Here is a 16,697-nt window from a genome sequence, read left to right as displayed (position 1 = left end):
GAACTTAACGCCCTTGCGCTCAATCCAAGGCGACAAGACTAAAAACGGAATTCTCGCACAACAACCGGAATTGTTTACCCCTATGTTAAATATCAGCGCCCGCTTTAAGCCCAAAACCAAGTCGCCCCTGGCGCCACGCCGGCTAACAGCTTCCATCGGTTCGACTGTGGCCGGCGCTGTACTGTGCCTGCTGGCCCAGTGGGCGGCGCCCAGCTTGGCCGCTCCGGCCATGGTTAACTTGGATGATCAACGTTTTCTAATCAAAGACGATGACGCCAACCTGGCTAAGCTATCCCTGGTGGGTTATGGCAAAGGCTACCAGTGGCTAAACCGCCCCAAGCCCACCACCGAGCGCTTGGCACAGGGTGAAGGTTACCGCTACGGCAATGCCAATGCGCCACTGCGCTGGTACCTGGGCATCAGCAGCCAGGGTGAAGGCATCGCCATCAACGCCGAGGTCGATGCCAAGCGCAATGTGGCCTTGGAGTACTTGGGACTGCAATTAGAGATTTTAGAACCTGGCCAATTCAGCCACCTGATGCTTACCAATAGCAGCGGTAAAAACCAAAAATTAGGTCTTCCTTTGGCCAAAGGTGAGGCAGACGGCATCACCCAGGTTACGTTGGTGGATAAAAACAACCAGTCTCGCTTTAGCCTGGCGTTTAAACAACCGGCGTCGGTACATATGGATCGCTCGCTGCGCATCAAAATGATTGCGCAGAGCATCAACGCCCAACAAAGCGTGACTAATCAGTACACCCTTAGCTTCCCCCAGCCGGGGAAATTTTACGCCGACATTAGCCAACACCCGGTCACCAGCCAACACAACGGCTGGTACGCCTTCACCCCCAAAAGCTCAACCTCCGCCAGCGAGTTTGATATGAGCCACTGGCTGCAAGCACCTAAAAAGGCTCTTACCAGTGACGGAGGCAACGTTTTAATCAACGATAAGCCGGCAAAGATTTGGGGCACCAACGTGGAATACGCGGCGGTGGCGCCCAGCCATAGAGATGCCGAGCAACGGGCCGCTTTTTTTGCTAAGTACGGAATCAACGGCGTGCGCCTGCACAAATTAACCAACCCGGGTTGGGAAGGCTTAGGCACCAAACGCAGCGCCAGCGAATTTGCCGCCGACAAACTGGAAAAGTTTGATTTCTTCACCGCTGAGCTTGGCAAGCACAATATTACTTATACCCTGTCGCCCATCTGGGATTTGAAAATATTTCCCGGCGACAAAAACAAACTCACCTACTACGATGAGCTGGCCAAGGTTGGCCACACTCGGGGCGCAGTTTGGTTTGCCAAAGATGTGCAAGATCTGCACATAGAAACCATGGTCAACCTGCTAACCCATAAAAACCAATACACCGGGTTGACCTACGCCGAGGACCCAAACCACAGCTTTTTTGAGATCCAAAACGAATCGGATATTTTCTTTTACACCACCGATCGTTTTATACAGCGCTCGCCATCGTACAAAAAAATGTTTGCCGAGCAATTTAGCCAATGGTTAAAACAGCGCTATGGCGGCCACAGCGGGTTAGTCAAAGCCTGGGGCCGAGGTGCCATAGATGGCTTTAAAGGCAAAGGCGCTTTTGCCGACGAACATCTGGACAAAAACAATATATACCCAGCCGGTAACCCCTGGTTTTGGGACAACCAAATTAACGATAGCCGACTGGGCAAACGCTTACAGGACACCGCTCAATTTTTATTGGAAACCCAAAACAATTATTACCGACGTGCGGTGGAGGCCATCCGCGCCACGGGTTTTAAAGGCGAGATCGTAACCAGTAACTGGCAGGCCGGGAGCGGGCCGGCGCATTTACTCAACTTATATTCCGATGCCTCCTTCGGCATGGTAGACCGACACAACTATATGGGCGGTGCCGATGGCCCAACCCAACACAAATTAATGCCCGGCTACACCCTCAAAAATGACACCATGCTGCCCAAGGCCGGTAGCCGGTTGTTGAGTACGGGCATGCAACAGATGAAAGACAAACCGTTTGTGGTGAGCGAATGGTTGGTGGTGCCACCGGCCGAATGGGCGGCGGCAGATACCACCATTATGGCCGCCTACGGAATGGGCCTACAGGGCTGGGACATGAGCTACCATTTTGTGTCCAACGGCAACGGCTTTACTGGCACCTTGAATTTCCCTCGGGAGAAAAAATTTAACAATCTCACGCCGGTGGGTGTGGGTCTATACCCCATCCTAAGCCGCATGGTATTGCGCGGCGACGTGACCCCGGGCGAAGTTATCGCTACCCGCCGTTTAACGCCAGAGCAAGCCCGCACGGGCAGCTATGATTTCACCAGCACCAGCGTACAAACCCAAGATTTAAAAGGCTTTGACGGCACCCCCAGCCAAAAAGCGTTGGCCGTGGGCCAGGTGCTGATTGAATTTACCGACAAACCCACACCCTCCACCATTGGTGACTGGCAAAAATATCGCAAGGGTAAAACTATTCACTCCACTACTGGCCAATTAAAATGGACAGAGGGCGACACCGCACAATCCGGCTTTATTGAAATCAATACCGCGGGCACACAAGGCGTGGCCGGTTTTACCGGTAAGCAAGGTTTTAATTTTGATGATCTTAGCATCACCAACCGTTCGCCCTATGGCGTAATTTTAGCCACCGCCCAGGGGCAGAATAAAACCCTGGCTAACGACGATGGCGTGCTGCTAGTGGCTATGTCCCGCGCGCACAACACCGGAATGAGTTTTGATAAAGATTTGATTATTTCGGTGGGCCAGGCGCCTACCCTGTTGGAGCCGGTGAAGGCCGAGGTAAGCTTTAAGCGCACACCCAAACGGATAACGGTATTAGACCACGACGGCCAAAAAACCGGCGCCACCGTGCCGTTAAAGGATGGCAAAGTACAACTGGATACTGGGCGCGATAAAAGCCCGTACTATCTGGTGGAATTCTAGCCGTGGAAATCGATTAGTGAAGCTCGAATAACAGGGTCATTGCGTGGCCCACTGTTGCACCAGTATTACAGCAGCAGTGGGTCGTCGATGGCTTCAAATTGGCTGGCTGCCTTAATTAAATTATCGGCGCTGAGTTGCCGTACCCCGTAGACTTCTACTCGCTTTTTGCGTTTGTGCCGCAGGTTTTGCACCAGTAGGTCGTAGTCGCCATCGCCACTCACCAACACCACCACATCCGCCAGCTCGGCGTATTCCAGGGCATCAATGGTAATGCCCACATCCCAATCGGCTTTGGCCGAGCCATCGGCCCGCTGCAAATAGGGTTTTAGTTTTACCTCAAAGCCAATGGCGCGCAAAATATTTTGAAACTCACGCTGCTTGGTGTCCCCCCGGTCGGTGGCATAGGCAATGGCTTTAACAATGCTACGGTTGGCGCCGACCTTGGCCCAAAAAGCGTTGTAATCAAAGTTTCGCCGAAACGCTTGCCGGGTGGTGTAATACACATTTTGCACATCCACCAAAACCAGTACCTTATCCATGGGCCACCGCCGTTGCCGTTGCCGTTGCAAGGCCGCCGCATACAGGCTGCAAGGACGGTTTATTCATTGCCACGATTAATCATATTGGGGTCAAAGGTGGCTTGGCCTTGGCTGTTAAAAAACGGGGTCCCCAACAACTCCAAGGTCATCTCCCCGGCTGGCTGTGCACCGTACAGCAAAGCCACTCGGCCACCCAGGTAGGGCGATAATGCGCCGAGCAGTTTTTTGGCAACCGCGCTATCCGCTACGGCACAATTTAATACCACACCAACCTTTTGCTGCTCGCCCTCATTCAACGGCTGCAATTGATAACGGCCCACCCCATTCTGGGAAAGCGCCTCACCCAAACGCTGGGCAATCTGCTCTCGGCTGGCCAAGCCCTTGTGAGCCATCACGCTGAGCGATACCGGCGCGCCCTCTAGCTCTTCAACCACGCTGGCCAGGGCTTGCTGTACCGCATCTTGGCCCGGCTGGGAGGCAGGCACCCACTCTGGCTTCCAGGTGATTTGCTTTTCCGTGGTTACCACCGGCAAGGCCAGCAGCTGGCCCCTGGCATTGGAATCTAAGACCTTTGGCAGTGGGTAGGTGCCGCCCGTGGAGTTCATAAACCACAAGGCACCTAACGCAACCAGGGCGAGAGTAGCAACAAAGAGGATGGTTTTTTTCATAGCGCCTACCAGTATCAGTACATTCAATGGGCGGCAGTGTAGCAAGCCCCGGCGGGTTCGCCAAAAATGAGCATCGGCAAGGGTTTCGGTGGAGGGTATGGTTGCTGGCTAGGGCTGAAAGTTTAGGTAGTGGGCGTAGTTTTTTTGATACACATCGCGCCCCAATAGGGCGATTTGCTTTTCCATAAACGGGCGCAGGGATGCCGCCAAGGTGTCATCCCCCACCGCCAGTGCGCAGGCCTCCACACTGGACAGCATCTGAGCACCCTGAACTTTACGCAGCAGGTAATCCGAGGTCGCCGCGGGCTCTAGGCTGACCTTGGGCAGCGCCATTAACCAAGGGTTTAAATGCAGTATTTTTTTCGCCTTACGCCAGGTGCCGTCAATCAGTAATAACTGGTAGGAACCTTTCTTTTCACTGGCCGGTGGGCTTGTCGAGGCCGAATCAGTGTCATCTTCTGGGAATAACAAAGCGGCTTCCGGGAAGCCCCGGGCATCAAATACCTCGCCGTCTTTCACCAAAATAGCGGGGTAACGTTGTTTGATCAACGACACGGTGGACAGTGTTCGTTTACGTTCTTGGGGGTGGCGTAACACGGCAAGGTTAATGGTGTTATCAGCGGCCACCAGCGCCCCACAATTGCAGGCACGGCGGGGCAGCGCGCAACCAAAACAATAGCGGCCACCCAGCATTGGATAATGATAAATGGCGGTGCGCTTAATTTTGCGTTGGTTTAAATCAAACCGCACTCCCACAATACGTTGCTGCTGGCAGTGTAATTCGATGTCTCGCAGCGCCAGGCCACCGCTAACTTTACTGCTATCAAAAACTCGAACGCGATAAACACCATCCGCGCATGGTTGCGGCTCGCCGTTAACCACCAAAACGTGGCCGGTATCTCCGGATTTGGGCAGGCGGTCTTTGCGCCAAGCCAGTAGATTGCCGGGTTTTAGATTGGTGATGACGTTGCTGCCAACCTCTTGCAACCAATTATAATAATGCACCGCTCGCGGCCGACTGAGCCCCCACGCGGGCTCAATTGCAAGCGTTTGTGCCAACAGAGCAATTAACCCGGCACAATCGCTGGCCAAACTATCCTCGGCCAAATGGGTGTGGCGGGCGAAGCTTTTATTGGGCAACGCCAACCACTCATTTAACAACGCAAGGTGCTGCAAGGTTTTATTGCGCCGGGGTCTGCGGATTGCCAAACACGGAATAAATAAGTTGCGTGCCTTTACCTACTGGGTCTTGCCGGATGGCTTGCTCTTCCACCGCTATTTGTTTAAACAGCGCATCCAAACTGGCCGTTAATACATGCTGTTCCAAATCCAGGTTCGGTTTGTTATTGATTGGCAGACCCTCGTACACTTTCAACAATTGCTGGTACTGGCTGTAAAAACCGATTTTTTGCAGGCTTTCATCGATGATGGGTTGGTAGCGAGTCCGCAGGCTGGTTTCGGTTTCTGTGCGGAAATAATCGGTGGCCTCGGTGTTGCTGCCGCGAATAATCGTTAGCGCATCGGTAACGCTCATGTTTTTAATGGCATCCACAAACACAGGTTTGGCGGCGGCGGCGGCCTGCTCGGCGCCCTCGTTCATTAAACTTTCTACGCGGTCGATCTGCCCGCCCAAGCCAAAGCGACGCAGAGTCGTTGCAATATTTTGCACGTTCTCTGGTAGCTCAATGCGATAAGCTTCGCTGTTACTGTAGCCACCGTCGGCGGATAGCTCCGTGGTTGCGCGGTCCGCGCCAAGCTCCAGGGCCTGCTTAATGCCGTCGACCAATTGTTGCTGATTACCGTAACCAGAGGCGCTGGCCACACCGGCGCCGGCCTCCAAAATAGGCGTAAGTTCGGAACAGCCAGTGGCGGCCAATGCGCAGCACAATACTAAAACCGATTTCTTCATACTGATACCTCAAGATCTATGAACCATGGTCTATGGACCATAAGCGTCGTTGAGCGCAGACTACCAGATATTGCTTACCAAGGTGCGAAGGTTATACCGAGGGAACCTCTGATCAATCTCGGTTGCTTCTGCGCGAGTTCTCAAAGCTCAGCTGACAAGGCGATTTTCGCAGTTAATGGCCGTCGTCCTTAGCAAGAAAATCAACGCAGTCAGATGGGCTTTGAGACCGCGCCCTACGGGGCTTCCAGAGCTTTCTGATATCTTTGTTAGCGTTTTTTGACGTACGGCCAGTATGCCTTCAAAACGCTGCCTCGATCTCAAAAAGCTCTGGGAGCCAGAAGTCATCCGATATTATTCAGAGTTTCCCTAATTTTACGCTTCGGATTACGCCGTGTTTAGCCCTTTACTCGCTCATATTCCTACACAAACACCGACCAACCGGTGCGCTGCATCAAGGCTTCCAGTGCTTCGGTGCCCAATTTACTGTTGCCAATGGGATCCAAGCCTGGCGACCAGACGGCAATTGACGCTTTACCCGGCGCAATGGCCAAAATACCACCACCCACGCCACTCTTGCCCGGCAATCCCACGCGATAAGCGAACTCACCTGAGCCATCGTAATGCCCGCACATCATCATCAAAGAGTTTATCCGCCTAGCCCTGCGGCTGGGCACTACCCGAGACTGGGTTATAGGATTTAAGCCGTCCCCGGCCAAAAATAACCCGGCCTGGGCCAGCTGCTGGGTAGTCATGGCGATGGCGCATTGGTGGAAATACGCCCCCAGCACGCTATCCACCGGATGACGCAGGTGACGAAAACCGGCCATAAAGTGCGCCAAAGAGGCGTTGCGGTCACCGGTGGCCAACTCGGATTTAGCCACGGCCTCATCGATAAACACAGAATCATCGTTGGCCAGGTTGCGCACAAATCGCAGCAACTCCGCCAGCATCTCTTTCGGCTGGCAACCGCTGAGCAAGGCATCCGCCACGGCGATGGCGCCAGCATTAATAAAGGGGTTACGAGGTTTGCCCTGTTCGTGTTCTAGCTGAACAATGGAATTGAAAGGGTCGCCGGAGGGTTCACGCCCTACGTGGCGCCATAGGCCGTCACCCAGCTTACCCAGGGCCTGGGTCAGGGTAAAAACCTTGGAGATGCTCTGAATCGAAAACGGTGTTTGCGCATCGCCACCGCTGAATAACTGGCCATCGCAGGTGGCCACCGAGATGGCGAAGTGATTGATGTCCACTCGGCCTAGTTGCGGAATGTAGTCGGCAACTTGGCCGCGTTGCTGGCTGGCACCCACGGTGCTAACGATGTTTTCGATGATGTCTTGCACTGGCCACCCACTGTTGCTGGCCAGCACTGTCGCCGGCCTTAATAAAAGTGGCTGAATTCTAAAGCAAATAAGGCTCTAACCAAACCCAGGCTAGTAAGGCATGGCAATGGAGCGCGGGCGGCGCCTAATCATAGGCGGTTTTAAACAAAGACGGTTTAAGGGCTTGGTGTAGCACGCGCCTCGCCTAGGGCCACAGGCGAGCAGTTTTTAATAATCACCTTACCCTGCAACAGGTTGCCTTTGGAGTACTCGTTAAAATGGCAGGTATTGGTGGCCGGATCGTAATTTTCAATCCATAAATTGTTGTCCTTCCAGGTGGCCGCAACGTGACGCTGACCCTCGGGTACGGTTACCGACATCACCCCACCGTAATTTTTTACAAACACCTGCTGAAAATGAAAATAGTAAGCCAAGCTGCCGATGGCCATGACGGCTATAAAGCCGCCCACGGCCACTAACCACTGCCCTGCCTTGGCAAAGCTGGCCAAAATGGCGACGGCAATTAACAGCACAATGGCCCAGTAAAAATAGGTAATCATCAAAAGTCCTTTGGTTTAGCCCAACCCAGGTTTAGGCTACAGATAAGCTCTTTGACCTCTATGCCCCGAATAAAGTTTACGAACAAAAAAAAGCCACCGCAAGCGGTGGCCAGAGATCAACCGAGGGAGGTTGATAAACATCGAAATCAACTGTTTCGAATTAGGTAATCGAAGGCGCCTAAGGCGGCGGTGGCTCCGGTACCCATGGAAATAATAATTTGTTTGTACGGCGTGGTGGTCACATCACCGGCGGCAAACACGCCAGGCAGCGAGGTCTGACCGTGGGCGTCGATGACTACTTCACCGCGGGCGGTTAACTCCAGTGCGCCTTTTAAAAATTCACTGTTAGGCACCAAACCAATTTGCACGAATATGCCATCTACATCCAACACGTGGCTCTCATCGCTGGTGCGGTCTTTATATTGCAATCCCACTACCTTGCCATCCGCGCCCAGTACTTCGGTGGTCATGGCGCTTTTCACGATTTTCACATTAGGAAGAGACTCTGCCTTTTTCACCAGCACATCGTCTGCACGCAGGCTGTCGGCGAACTCTAAAACAGTCACGTCGCGGGTAATGCCCGCCAGGTCGATGGCAGCTTCAATACCAGAGTTGCCTCCGCCAATTACGGCCACAGGCTTGCCTTTGAACAGCGGCCCATCGCAGTGTGGGCAGAACGCAACGCCCTTGGTTTTGTATTGCGTCTCACCGGGTACGTTCATTTCTCGCCAGCGAGCGCCGGTGGCCAAGATTACGGTTTTGGCTTTTAATACCGCGCCGCAGGCCAGCTCAACTTCTTTTACACTGCCCACCTCGCGCAGTGCCGTAGCGCGCTGGTTAGTCATTAAGTCTACGTCGTACTGTTTAACGTGTTCTTCCAAGGCCATGGCCAATTTAGGGCCTTCGGTCTCTTTAACAGAGATAAAATTCTCAATCGATAGAGTGTCCATCACTTGGCCGCCAAAACGCTCGGCCACAATACCGGTGCGAATGCCTTTACGGGCGGCGTAGATTGCAGCCGAAGCGCCGGCCGGACCACCGCCCACCACCAACACATCGTAGGGGGCTTTGGCGTTCAGTTCTTGGGCGATGCGTGCATCGGCATCGTCGTCTACTTTATTGACGATTTCTTCCAGGCTCATGCGGCCGTTGCCCAGGGGCTCACCGTTAAGGTACAGGGTGGGCACCGCCATAATGCCGAGTTCTTCCACCTCTTGCGGAAAGACACCGCCGTCTACCATGGTGGCTTCAATATTGGGATTGAGCACCGCCATTAAATTGATGGCTTGCACAACGTCTGGGCAGTTGTGACAGGACAGCGACACATAGGCCTCAAACCGCAGGGGTTTGGACAAACCTTTAATTTGGCTGAGCAGCTCTTGGCTGGCTTTGGACGGATGCCCACCAGCCTGTAACAGCGCCAACACCAAGGAGGTGAATTCGTGGCCCATCGGAACGCCGGCAAAGGTTACTCGGCCTTGCTCACCTTGCGGGCCAACCACCATGCGAGGTACACGGCCGCTGTCGTTGCTGTTTACGGTCAGAGAAATTTTCTCTGACATTTCAGAAATCTCGCGCGCAAGTGATTCCAACTCTTGCGACTTTTCATTGCTATTGGTGGACACTGTCAACGCGATCGGAGTAACGATCTTTTCCAGATAAGCGCCCAGTTGTTGTTTCATTGTTGCTTCTAACATGGCTATGTTTCCAATTAGTAATTCGGTGTTCGGTTAACTGTGGCTAAGAAAATGTTGGCCAGCGCCAAAGTGTTTCGTCTAAAAAGTCTTGCGACTAAGCAGCGGGCTGAGCCCGCCGCAAACGTCATTTAGATTTTGCCAACTAAATCCAATGAAGGCGCAAGGGTAGCTTCACCTTCTTTCCACTTGGCTGGGCATACTTCGCCTGGATGAGTGGCAACGTACTGAGCCGCTTTTACTTTGCGCAGCAGGTCGTCGGCGTCACGGCCAATACCTTCGGCAGTGATTTCTACCACCTGGATGATGCCTTCTGGGTCGATTAAGAAGGTGGCGCGGTCTGCAAGGCCTTGACCCTCACGCATTACACCAAAGTTGTTGGTGATGGTGCCGGTTTGGTCGCCAAGCATGTAGTAGTTGATTTTGCCGATGGTGTCGGAAGTATCGTGCCAAGCTTTGTGGGTGAAGTGGGTATCGGTTGATACGGAGTAAACTTCAACGCCCAGCTTTTGCAGCTCTTCGTACTTGTCCGCAACATCACCTAATTCTGTTGGGCAAACAAAGGTAAAATCGGCTGGGTAGAAGAAGAAAATCGCCCACTTACCTTTTACATCGGCTTCGGTTACGTCAACGAATTCGCCTTGTTTGAAGGCGGTGGCTTTGAATGGTTTGATTTCGGTGTTAATCATTGTGAACTCCTAAATTGAGTCGGTTTATGTAAGGAACAGGGTCAGTATGCGTCCGCCCATGAGATTTAGGAAATTAATGATTTTTAGCGCGGCGATAAATTTAGTCAATGCAGAACGATAAGCAAGGGCAATGGAGCGCTGTCGCTGAGACTAGCGGGGCCCTGGGCTATCTATGAGGTGTGTATATGAGGAGTGTATATGAGGAGTGCATATGAGCGGTTTTGTGAGGCGTTTGGATCAGATTTGCCCTAGGCGCGTGGCTTAAAAAGCCCGCCAAACGGCAGATTTGCCGTCTCAGAGGAGATCGACTAAGCGGCTTGGTCAGTCTTTTTCAGAATCTTCTCACACAATGTATTCGCTTCTATCGGCTTGCTGATATGGTCGTCCATACCAGCTTCCAGACACAACAGTATGTCTTGCTCCATAGCGTTTGCAGTCATGGCAAGGATCGGAAGAGACTTAAATTGCGGTTGCTGACGTATTCTTCGGGTAGCCTCGTAACCATCCATGATCGGCATTTGCACGTCCATCAAAATCAGATCTACGCCGGGCTTTCCAGCTAATGCAGCCAGCGCCTCTTCACCATTGGCGGCGACAATCACCTCGGCGCCGAAGCTTTTAAGAATACCTTCGGCTACCATTTGATTAAGCGCAATGTCTTCCACCAGCAACACCACCACCCCCCTCAACGGCTGATCCTTTAGGGTTTGTTGTAGGGTAGCTTTGTCATTGGTCATGGCAGTTTCTGGCTCAACGTCACCAACCGCCAATGCCGCATGGGGTTGCAGCGCGGTAATCAGTTGTATGCTCGGCTCACTGACGCGCACTTGCAATGGCACTGTTACTCTAAAACAGCTGCCTTGCTCGCTACTGTTAACCAACTCCAGTGTTCCGTTCATCATGCTCGCCAAATTGGCGCTGATGCTTAACCCTAGACCCGTGCCACCGAAGATACGGCTGGTGGAACTGTCCACTTGGGTAAAGGCGGTGAACAAGTCTTTTTGGTAGGTCTGCGGGATGCCGCAGCCGGTGTCTGCCACCTCAAATTGGTAACCAACTTCGGCCTGGTAGGCCACGGATAGCGTAATGGTTCCGGCCTCGGTAAATTTAAACGCGTTACCCAATAAATTAATCAGGATTTGCTCAATGCGCAGCTCATCCCCTACCACCAAATCCGGACAACTGCCGCGGCTCACAATGTTAAAGGTAATGTCTTTACCTTCGCCGGATTGGTCAAATACCGCGTGTAATTTCTGCAGCATGTAGGTCAACGAAAACGGCTCAACCGATAATTCCATACGCCCCGCTTCGATTTTAGCGTGATCCAAGGTTTGGTTAATCAGCGACAATAAAGTGGTAGATGCCAAAGTTGCTTTATAAAGATAATCACTCTGCTGGCTGGTGAGGTTAGTCTTTCGACAGAGGTTAATCAGGCCAATAATGGCGTTGAGTGGCGTGCGCAACTCATGACTCATATTGGATAAAAAGTCGCTTTTGGCCCGGCTGGCCTCATTGGCCCGAAGGGTTTGAGTTTTTAAATCCAGTGTTTTGCGATCAACTTCTTCGCGAATACGACCGTGGTTACCAATCACCGATAAAATAAACATTTGTGTAAGAGCCGCAATAAAAAAGCCACTGGTAAGCACCGCCCAACTCACCCAATTTTTACTAGGCAAAGAATGATTAGTATTAGGGTAAAGTTCTAACTGATAGTCCCGCCCTCCAAAGGAGGTAAAATAATTAAAAGACTCCACCCCGGCCAAACGGAGGCCCTCTTGACGGACTAAGCCCTGTGGGTTTTGCGGATTGGTGACATCCGTTAACACCAGGGAGAAACCAATATCGCGCAACAGATTTAGGCCTTGGCCTATAATGCCGTCCACCCGCATAACGCCGCTAACGTAGCCTTTAAAAACATTGTCGTTAATGCCAAATACGGGGCGGTAAACAATTATGGCTTTTTGGTTATCGAGCTCCTGAGCTAGCACAATGGGCGCAGTAGCAATGGGTCTAGCCAATTCCCGCGCCTGCCTTAGTGCTGCAAAACGATCCTTATCCGCCCCCAGGTTTAAGCCAAAGGCGCGGTGGTTATTGGCTAATGGTGAGATATTCAAAACCGGATAGTATTCATCCTGAGGTAAAGCCTGGATGAGTGCTCCCTCGGGTGTTAGTTGTGTAAAACTGAAATCTGGATAACCGTTATCCCGGTAATGTTGCTCTATAGCCGCCCGTTCACTGTGCGGCACAATTTCAGTCCAACCCACGCCGTACAGCGCCAAGTTGTTTTTTAGCATCACCGCTGAAAATGTTTCGAATCGATTTTGGTCGAAGCTATCTAAGCTATTTACTAACGCATCATAGGCCGCCAGCACATCGCCGGAGGTTTGCATGTGCTCAGAAATAAAGTGATAAATATCTAAGGATTCGTTTTCAATTTGCAATAATGTGCTTTTTTTCTGCCACTCCTGCGAGGTGGAAAACATAATCCAAGTGCAGAGAAAAATAGCGGTGGTGGGCAGTAAAATCTGCAGTTTCTGAATGATCGTAACCAACCGATTAGACGTCATCACGGTCAGTAAAAACGGTGTGAAGAACAACACCCCTAGGCTATCGCCCACCCACCAGGTAACCCAGGTAAAACCGATTATACTGGCCGGAATGAGGCCCCAAAACCACAGCGCGAAGCTGCTAACGGTGCAGGAAACAAAACAGCCCACCATGGCAACCACAAACACAAAGCTGGTGATAGCCCGGGCCACGGTTAATTCGAGCTGCTCCCCCAGTAAACGCCGAAACAGCCAAAAGCCAATAACAACCTGAAGACAAGCTGCAAAACCCACGGAGCCTGAGGACATGGCACCGGGGAAAGTGATGTGAGAAAAGTTATCTGACGACAGAGCCAAACTGGTAGCCAAGTTGCCCAGCCAGGCACCTAAAGCGGCAGGCCATAAGCCAAAACGCAATGCCAGCGCCAACGCCACGCCACTGGCCGGCCAAACGGCCGAAGCAAAGCCGGGCGGTATACTGAGTACTCCTCCCACCTTGCCAGCAGCAAAATACGCAATCGCCGATAGCACAAAAAGGCCTATCGCTTTCATAAACAATACTTCTTTTACTTAAACTATGCTTGCAGTATAGACGACAGCCACACTCGCGCGCTGACGGACAACACAATCATCCCCACCTTAAACTGGCGACGTTTTACATCAAATAACGGCCGCCGCCGGCAACGGCGACGACGAGCACGCCCAGGCTTAAATTAACCGCCACCAATTTGCGAATTTGTGCCAATTGCTGCCCCCCTGTTGGCCAATCTTCGCTGTTAACCGCGCGACAGAGGCGTTGATAGGGCACAAAAAACAAGTGACCGTAGATGGCCATCATGATTAGACCAATTAAAAACATAACGTGTACGTAGGGCCGCACGTTGGCGAAACCGCCGTACACATCCAAAATCATCCACAGGCCCGTGGCCAACAGCACCACCACCGCCACACTGACCCAGATAAAAAAGCGGGCGAAAACGGCCTGCCAGAGCTGCAATCTCAACGGCGGCTCTAATAATGCGGCAGCTACCGGCCGCAGTGCCACGTAGGCGAAGAACATGCCACCCACCCAAATAACAGCACTGAGCAGATGCAACGTGAGTGCGATAACCATATCGGAATCCTTTACATTTATTAGCAAAGCCGCAAGTGTATACCGATACCCAACATTTACACACCCAAGCGATACACAGAGCACAAAATGAAAAACAGGGGGTAAAAAGCGGTTGCCACAACAAATGATAATGATTATTATTTACATAAATGAGTGATCGCTCATTTCCCAACCGATATCTCGAGGGCAAATCAGATGGACGTATGGCAAAACCTCATTCGCTGCGGCGACCAGCACTTACACAATGCAGTTTTAGACGAAGCAGAATTGGCATACATACGCGCCTGCGAGCACATCGAGAAGCGCTTATTATTAAATGACAACAGCTCCGACGTGGTAGAAGCTGTGGTTACCAGTTACCACAGCCTGGCCGAGTGCTTAAAGTGCCAAGGCCGCTATCTTACGGCGATGGAGGTACTTCTAAAAGCGCATCAGCTCATGAGTGACGGCCTGCGCCAAAGTGCGCACTTGCCCCAAAAGAGAGCTGCATTTGTGGAGGGCCGGCGCAAAACCATCGCCGAAATCAAATACTTTCAGTGGATTATGAGAATGTCCCGGGATGCCAACCCCGCCGATGCCGAAGTTCACCCTGAGGTTATCTACGGTACGAGCCAAGATTCCCGTTTGGGCTTGTAAGTAGCTTCGGCTGACTGGCAACCATCGCTGAACGTAACCTTGGTTGTTTTAATCCAAGTTTAGATTGTCAGCCATAAAGCGCATAAAGGTTTTAACCCGTGTACTATTACGCAGATCGCGGTGGGTGAGCATCCATACTGAATAATGGGCAAACACCCGGCCATCAAACAAAGGCACTAGGTTGCGGTGTAACTTTGCCTGCTGGGTGGACAAAAAACCCGCGCCCATTTGGTGGTGAATAGCCGACACCACGTCCGGCATCGAAGCACCGTACATGACCACATTGGGGTCTATGATATTCTCCCTGGCCAGCAACGCTAGGTTGGCCTCGGCCGTTGGCTGCCACAAAATCCACTGGTAATCACCGCTATTGTGCTGGCTGCCGAGCCCTGCCAGATACTGCTGATGTGCGTAGGCCTTGGCTTTAACCTGCCCTAGGCATCGCCCCACCAACAAATCCGGTGGCGACTCCGAAATGCGGAACACAATATCCACCTCTTGTTGATTCACATTTGAAGGCTGCATGGTGCTGTGTATTTGTAAGGTGATATCGGGGTGCAACCGACGGAACCCTGCGTACAGCGGGTACATGTTTAGAATGCCGATTTCTGGCTGCGAAATCCGCAGCACACCACCGGTAGCGTCGTCTTTGCCCTCGGCATCCGCCAACACGCGGTCGATATCTGCCGCCACGTCCTGCGCCTGGGCATACAGAGTCTCTCCGGCCTGGGTTAACTCGTAGCCACGCTGTAACTTGCGAAACAACTTGCTGTCCAAGCTGGTTTCGAATTGGTCGATGCGCCTGAGCACCGTGGAGTGGCTCACGCGCAATTCCTTGGCCGCAGCCAATACCGTACCCGAGCGCGCCACAGCCAAAAAGAAGCGCAGGTTTTCCCAGTCTCTCATAAGTACCTGCTGTTAAGCCTCTGTTGTCAAACCCTTATTGTTTATTTTTGAACAATGATTGTTTAACAATATGCAATTTACGACAACAATACCAGCCCTTAAACTGCCACGCCATAGACCCCAATCAACACACCTTTAACTGCAAAACCTACCAGGGAGCAACACTATGAAGCATTTAATCGCCGCCACCGCAGCATTGTTTGCATTGATGACTAACATCGGTCTAGCCCAGGCTGATACGGCTAGCGCCACCCAATCGGAAGAGCCTAACCTGATAATTTATCGACTGTCTGAATCCGCCAAGACTAAGGGCGTGTACTACCGCGTATCGGTTGATGGCGAGCCCGCCGGCAAACTGAAAAGCGCCTCGGCCCTGCGCTTAACCTTGGCCCCCGGCGAGCACACTATCACCGCACAAGATAAAAAACGCAGCAGTGTTACGGTTACGGTTGAAGCTGGCAAAACAACCTACGTTGCCGGTGCCATCAACCGCACCCGCACCATGAGCCTGACTCACACTCAGCCTGAAACCAACGACCAGGCAGCCATCGCGGGTCTATAAGCCTGGCAAGTAGCGGGTAGACAGAGAGGTGGCAGAGGGAACTGCCACCCAACAAAATGGCCAGAGGACTAATCCCAACCGATGGCACTCGTTAAAACAAACAGCAATTAAATCAACCAATAGAAACCCACGGTTTCTAATTCAGTGCCAAGCAACAACGGGCTCGTTTTCAAAAGAAAAAAATATCGCATTTGGCCATCTAACCTCTTCAGCAAGCCCTCCCCTCTTTATGAGACTCAAAGCCCAAATTACACTACAGCGAAACCTTGTTAGAAGTGAGCGAATTGATGATTAAACACGTAGTATTATTGCGGTTTAAAACCGATGCCAGTAAACAGAGCATTGAGGAGTTTGTGGCTGAGGTATCGGAACTGAAAGCAAAAATAGATGTGGTTCAACATTTTGACCACGGCGCAGCCGCCACCATCAATACCGGCAAATTCGATTATGGCGTGGTAGCGGAGTTTGCCAGTGCCGAGGATTACAGCCGTTATATTGAACACCCAGCACATTTGGCATTGGCCGGAAAAATGGGCGGCTTAATCGATGATGCCGCCAGTTTGCAGTTTGACTGCTAGGCTTATTGGCCGTCGTTTCTCAAACAACCCTGGTTGCCC

Annotated in this window: 15 protein-coding genes; 4 read left to right on the top strand and 11 right to left on the bottom strand. The window is 52.0% G+C overall.

The window, feature by feature from the left end:
• Positions 1-82 precede the first annotated feature (82 nt).
• Positions 83-2,941, top strand: coding sequence for a hypothetical protein (locus ACGHM3_RS04975; protein ID WP_345427716.1), 2,859 nt, complete (start codon positions 83-85; stop codon positions 2,939-2,941).
• Positions 2,942-3,006: 65 nt separating this feature from the next.
• Here ACGHM3_RS04975 and ACGHM3_RS04970 read toward each other — a convergent pair whose 3' ends face one another.
• The 10 genes from ACGHM3_RS04970 to ACGHM3_RS04925 form a co-directional block, all read right to left on the bottom strand.
• The gene (locus ACGHM3_RS04970; protein WP_345427717.1) at positions 3,007-3,480 is read right to left on the bottom strand and encodes an NYN domain-containing protein; all 474 of its coding nucleotides are present in this window, start codon (positions 3,478-3,480) and stop codon (positions 3,007-3,009) included.
• Positions 3,481-3,539: 59 nt separating this feature from the next.
• Positions 3,540-4,148 (bottom strand): hypothetical protein, encoded by a 609-nt coding sequence (locus ACGHM3_RS04965; protein WP_345427719.1) that lies wholly within the window; start codon positions 4,146-4,148, stop codon positions 3,540-3,542.
• 108 nt (positions 4,149-4,256) lie between these two features.
• Complete coding sequence (locus tag ACGHM3_RS04960; protein WP_345427720.1) at positions 4,257-5,324, bottom strand: DTW domain-containing protein; 1,068 nt, start codon at positions 5,322-5,324, stop codon at positions 4,257-4,259.
• A 4-nt stretch (positions 5,325-5,328) separates the two neighbouring features.
• Positions 5,329-6,057 (bottom strand): DUF4197 domain-containing protein, encoded by a 729-nt coding sequence (locus ACGHM3_RS04955; RefSeq protein WP_345427721.1) that lies wholly within the window; start codon positions 6,055-6,057, stop codon positions 5,329-5,331.
• Positions 6,058-6,476: 419 nt separating this feature from the next.
• Positions 6,477-7,394, bottom strand: coding sequence for a glutaminase (locus tag ACGHM3_RS04950; RefSeq protein WP_345427722.1), 918 nt, complete (start codon positions 7,392-7,394; stop codon positions 6,477-6,479).
• A gap of 155 nt (positions 7,395-7,549) precedes the next feature.
• The gene (locus ACGHM3_RS04945) at positions 7,550-7,933 is read right to left on the bottom strand and encodes a hypothetical protein (RefSeq protein ID WP_345427723.1); all 384 of its coding nucleotides are present in this window, start codon (positions 7,931-7,933) and stop codon (positions 7,550-7,552) included.
• A gap of 146 nt (positions 7,934-8,079) precedes the next feature.
• On the bottom strand, positions 8,080-9,630 hold the full coding sequence (gene ahpF, locus ACGHM3_RS04940; RefSeq protein ID WP_345427724.1) for an alkyl hydroperoxide reductase subunit F: 1,551 nt from the start codon (positions 9,628-9,630) through the stop codon (positions 8,080-8,082).
• A 128-nt stretch (positions 9,631-9,758) separates the two neighbouring features.
• Entirely contained in the window at positions 9,759-10,316 is a 558-nt protein-coding gene (ahpC, locus tag ACGHM3_RS04935; protein ID WP_345427725.1) for an alkyl hydroperoxide reductase subunit C, read from the bottom strand.
• Positions 10,317-10,624: 308 nt separating this feature from the next.
• A complete protein-coding gene (locus ACGHM3_RS04930; RefSeq protein WP_345427726.1) occupies positions 10,625-13,414 on the bottom strand; it encodes a CHASE domain-containing protein in 2,790 nt (929 codons plus the stop codon).
• Between the two features lie 103 nt (positions 13,415-13,517).
• The gene (locus ACGHM3_RS04925; RefSeq protein WP_345427727.1) at positions 13,518-13,976 is read right to left on the bottom strand and encodes a DUF4149 domain-containing protein; all 459 of its coding nucleotides are present in this window, start codon (positions 13,974-13,976) and stop codon (positions 13,518-13,520) included.
• Between the two features lie 195 nt (positions 13,977-14,171).
• On the opposite strand from ACGHM3_RS04925, the gene ACGHM3_RS04920 reads away from it, so the two are divergent.
• Positions 14,172-14,612: a hypothetical protein gene (locus ACGHM3_RS04920; protein WP_345427728.1), complete on the top strand. Its 441-nt coding sequence runs from the start codon at positions 14,172-14,174 to the stop codon at positions 14,610-14,612.
• 48 nt (positions 14,613-14,660) lie between these two features.
• Here the strand turns inward: ACGHM3_RS04920 and ACGHM3_RS04915 are convergent, their stop codons facing one another.
• Positions 14,661-15,518, bottom strand: a complete 858-nt coding sequence (locus tag ACGHM3_RS04915) for a LysR family transcriptional regulator (protein WP_345427729.1) — start codon at positions 15,516-15,518, stop codon at positions 14,661-14,663.
• Positions 15,519-15,684: 166 nt separating this feature from the next.
• Between ACGHM3_RS04915 and ACGHM3_RS04910 the strand changes: the two genes are divergently transcribed.
• Positions 15,685-16,080, top strand: a complete 396-nt coding sequence (locus ACGHM3_RS04910; protein WP_345427730.1) for a hypothetical protein — start codon at positions 15,685-15,687, stop codon at positions 16,078-16,080.
• Between the two features lie 287 nt (positions 16,081-16,367).
• Positions 16,368-16,658 (top strand): Dabb family protein, encoded by a 291-nt coding sequence (locus tag ACGHM3_RS04905; RefSeq protein ID WP_345427731.1) that lies wholly within the window; start codon positions 16,368-16,370, stop codon positions 16,656-16,658.
• Positions 16,659-16,697 lie beyond the last annotated feature (39 nt).

Origin of the sequence: Halioxenophilus aromaticivorans (assembly GCF_042850945.1) — a bacterium.
GTDB lineage: Bacteria > Pseudomonadota > Gammaproteobacteria > Pseudomonadales > Cellvibrionaceae > Halioxenophilus > Halioxenophilus aromaticivorans.
This window is presented reverse-complemented; position numbering and strand designations above follow the sequence as displayed.

What these genes read in the sequence shown, in the direction of transcription:
- ACGHM3_RS04975 (WP_345427716.1), top strand. Translation starts at nt 83, where the DNA reads ATGTTAAATATCAGCGCCCGCTTTAAGCCCAAAACCAAGTCGCCCCTG.
- ACGHM3_RS04970 (WP_345427717.1), bottom strand. Translation starts at nt 3,480, where the DNA reads ATGGATAAGGTACTGGTTTTGGTGGATGTGCAAAATGTGTATTACACC.
- ACGHM3_RS04965 (WP_345427719.1), bottom strand. Translation starts at nt 4,148, where the DNA reads ATGAAAAAAACCATCCTCTTTGTTGCTACTCTCGCCCTGGTTGCGTTA.
- ACGHM3_RS04955 (WP_345427721.1), bottom strand. Translation starts at nt 6,057, where the DNA reads ATGAAGAAATCGGTTTTAGTATTGTGCTGCGCATTGGCCGCCACTGGC.
- ACGHM3_RS04945 (WP_345427723.1), bottom strand. Translation starts at nt 7,933, where the DNA reads ATGATTACCTATTTTTACTGGGCCATTGTGCTGTTAATTGCCGTCGCC.
- ahpF (WP_345427724.1), bottom strand. Translation starts at nt 9,630, where the DNA reads ATGTTAGAAGCAACAATGAAACAACAACTGGGCGCTTATCTGGAAAAG.
- ahpC (WP_345427725.1), bottom strand. Translation starts at nt 10,316, where the DNA reads ATGATTAACACCGAAATCAAACCATTCAAAGCCACCGCCTTCAAACAA.
- ACGHM3_RS04930 (WP_345427726.1), bottom strand. Translation starts at nt 13,414, where the DNA reads ATGAAAGCGATAGGCCTTTTTGTGCTATCGGCGATTGCGTATTTTGCT.
- ACGHM3_RS04925 (WP_345427727.1), bottom strand. Translation starts at nt 13,976, where the DNA reads ATGGTTATCGCACTCACGTTGCATCTGCTCAGTGCTGTTATTTGGGTG.
- ACGHM3_RS04920 (WP_345427728.1), top strand. Translation starts at nt 14,172, where the DNA reads ATGGACGTATGGCAAAACCTCATTCGCTGCGGCGACCAGCACTTACAC.
- ACGHM3_RS04915 (WP_345427729.1), bottom strand. Translation starts at nt 15,518, where the DNA reads ATGAGAGACTGGGAAAACCTGCGCTTCTTTTTGGCTGTGGCGCGCTCG.
- ACGHM3_RS04910 (WP_345427730.1), top strand. Translation starts at nt 15,685, where the DNA reads ATGAAGCATTTAATCGCCGCCACCGCAGCATTGTTTGCATTGATGACT.
- ACGHM3_RS04905 (WP_345427731.1), top strand. Translation starts at nt 16,368, where the DNA reads ATGATTAAACACGTAGTATTATTGCGGTTTAAAACCGATGCCAGTAAA.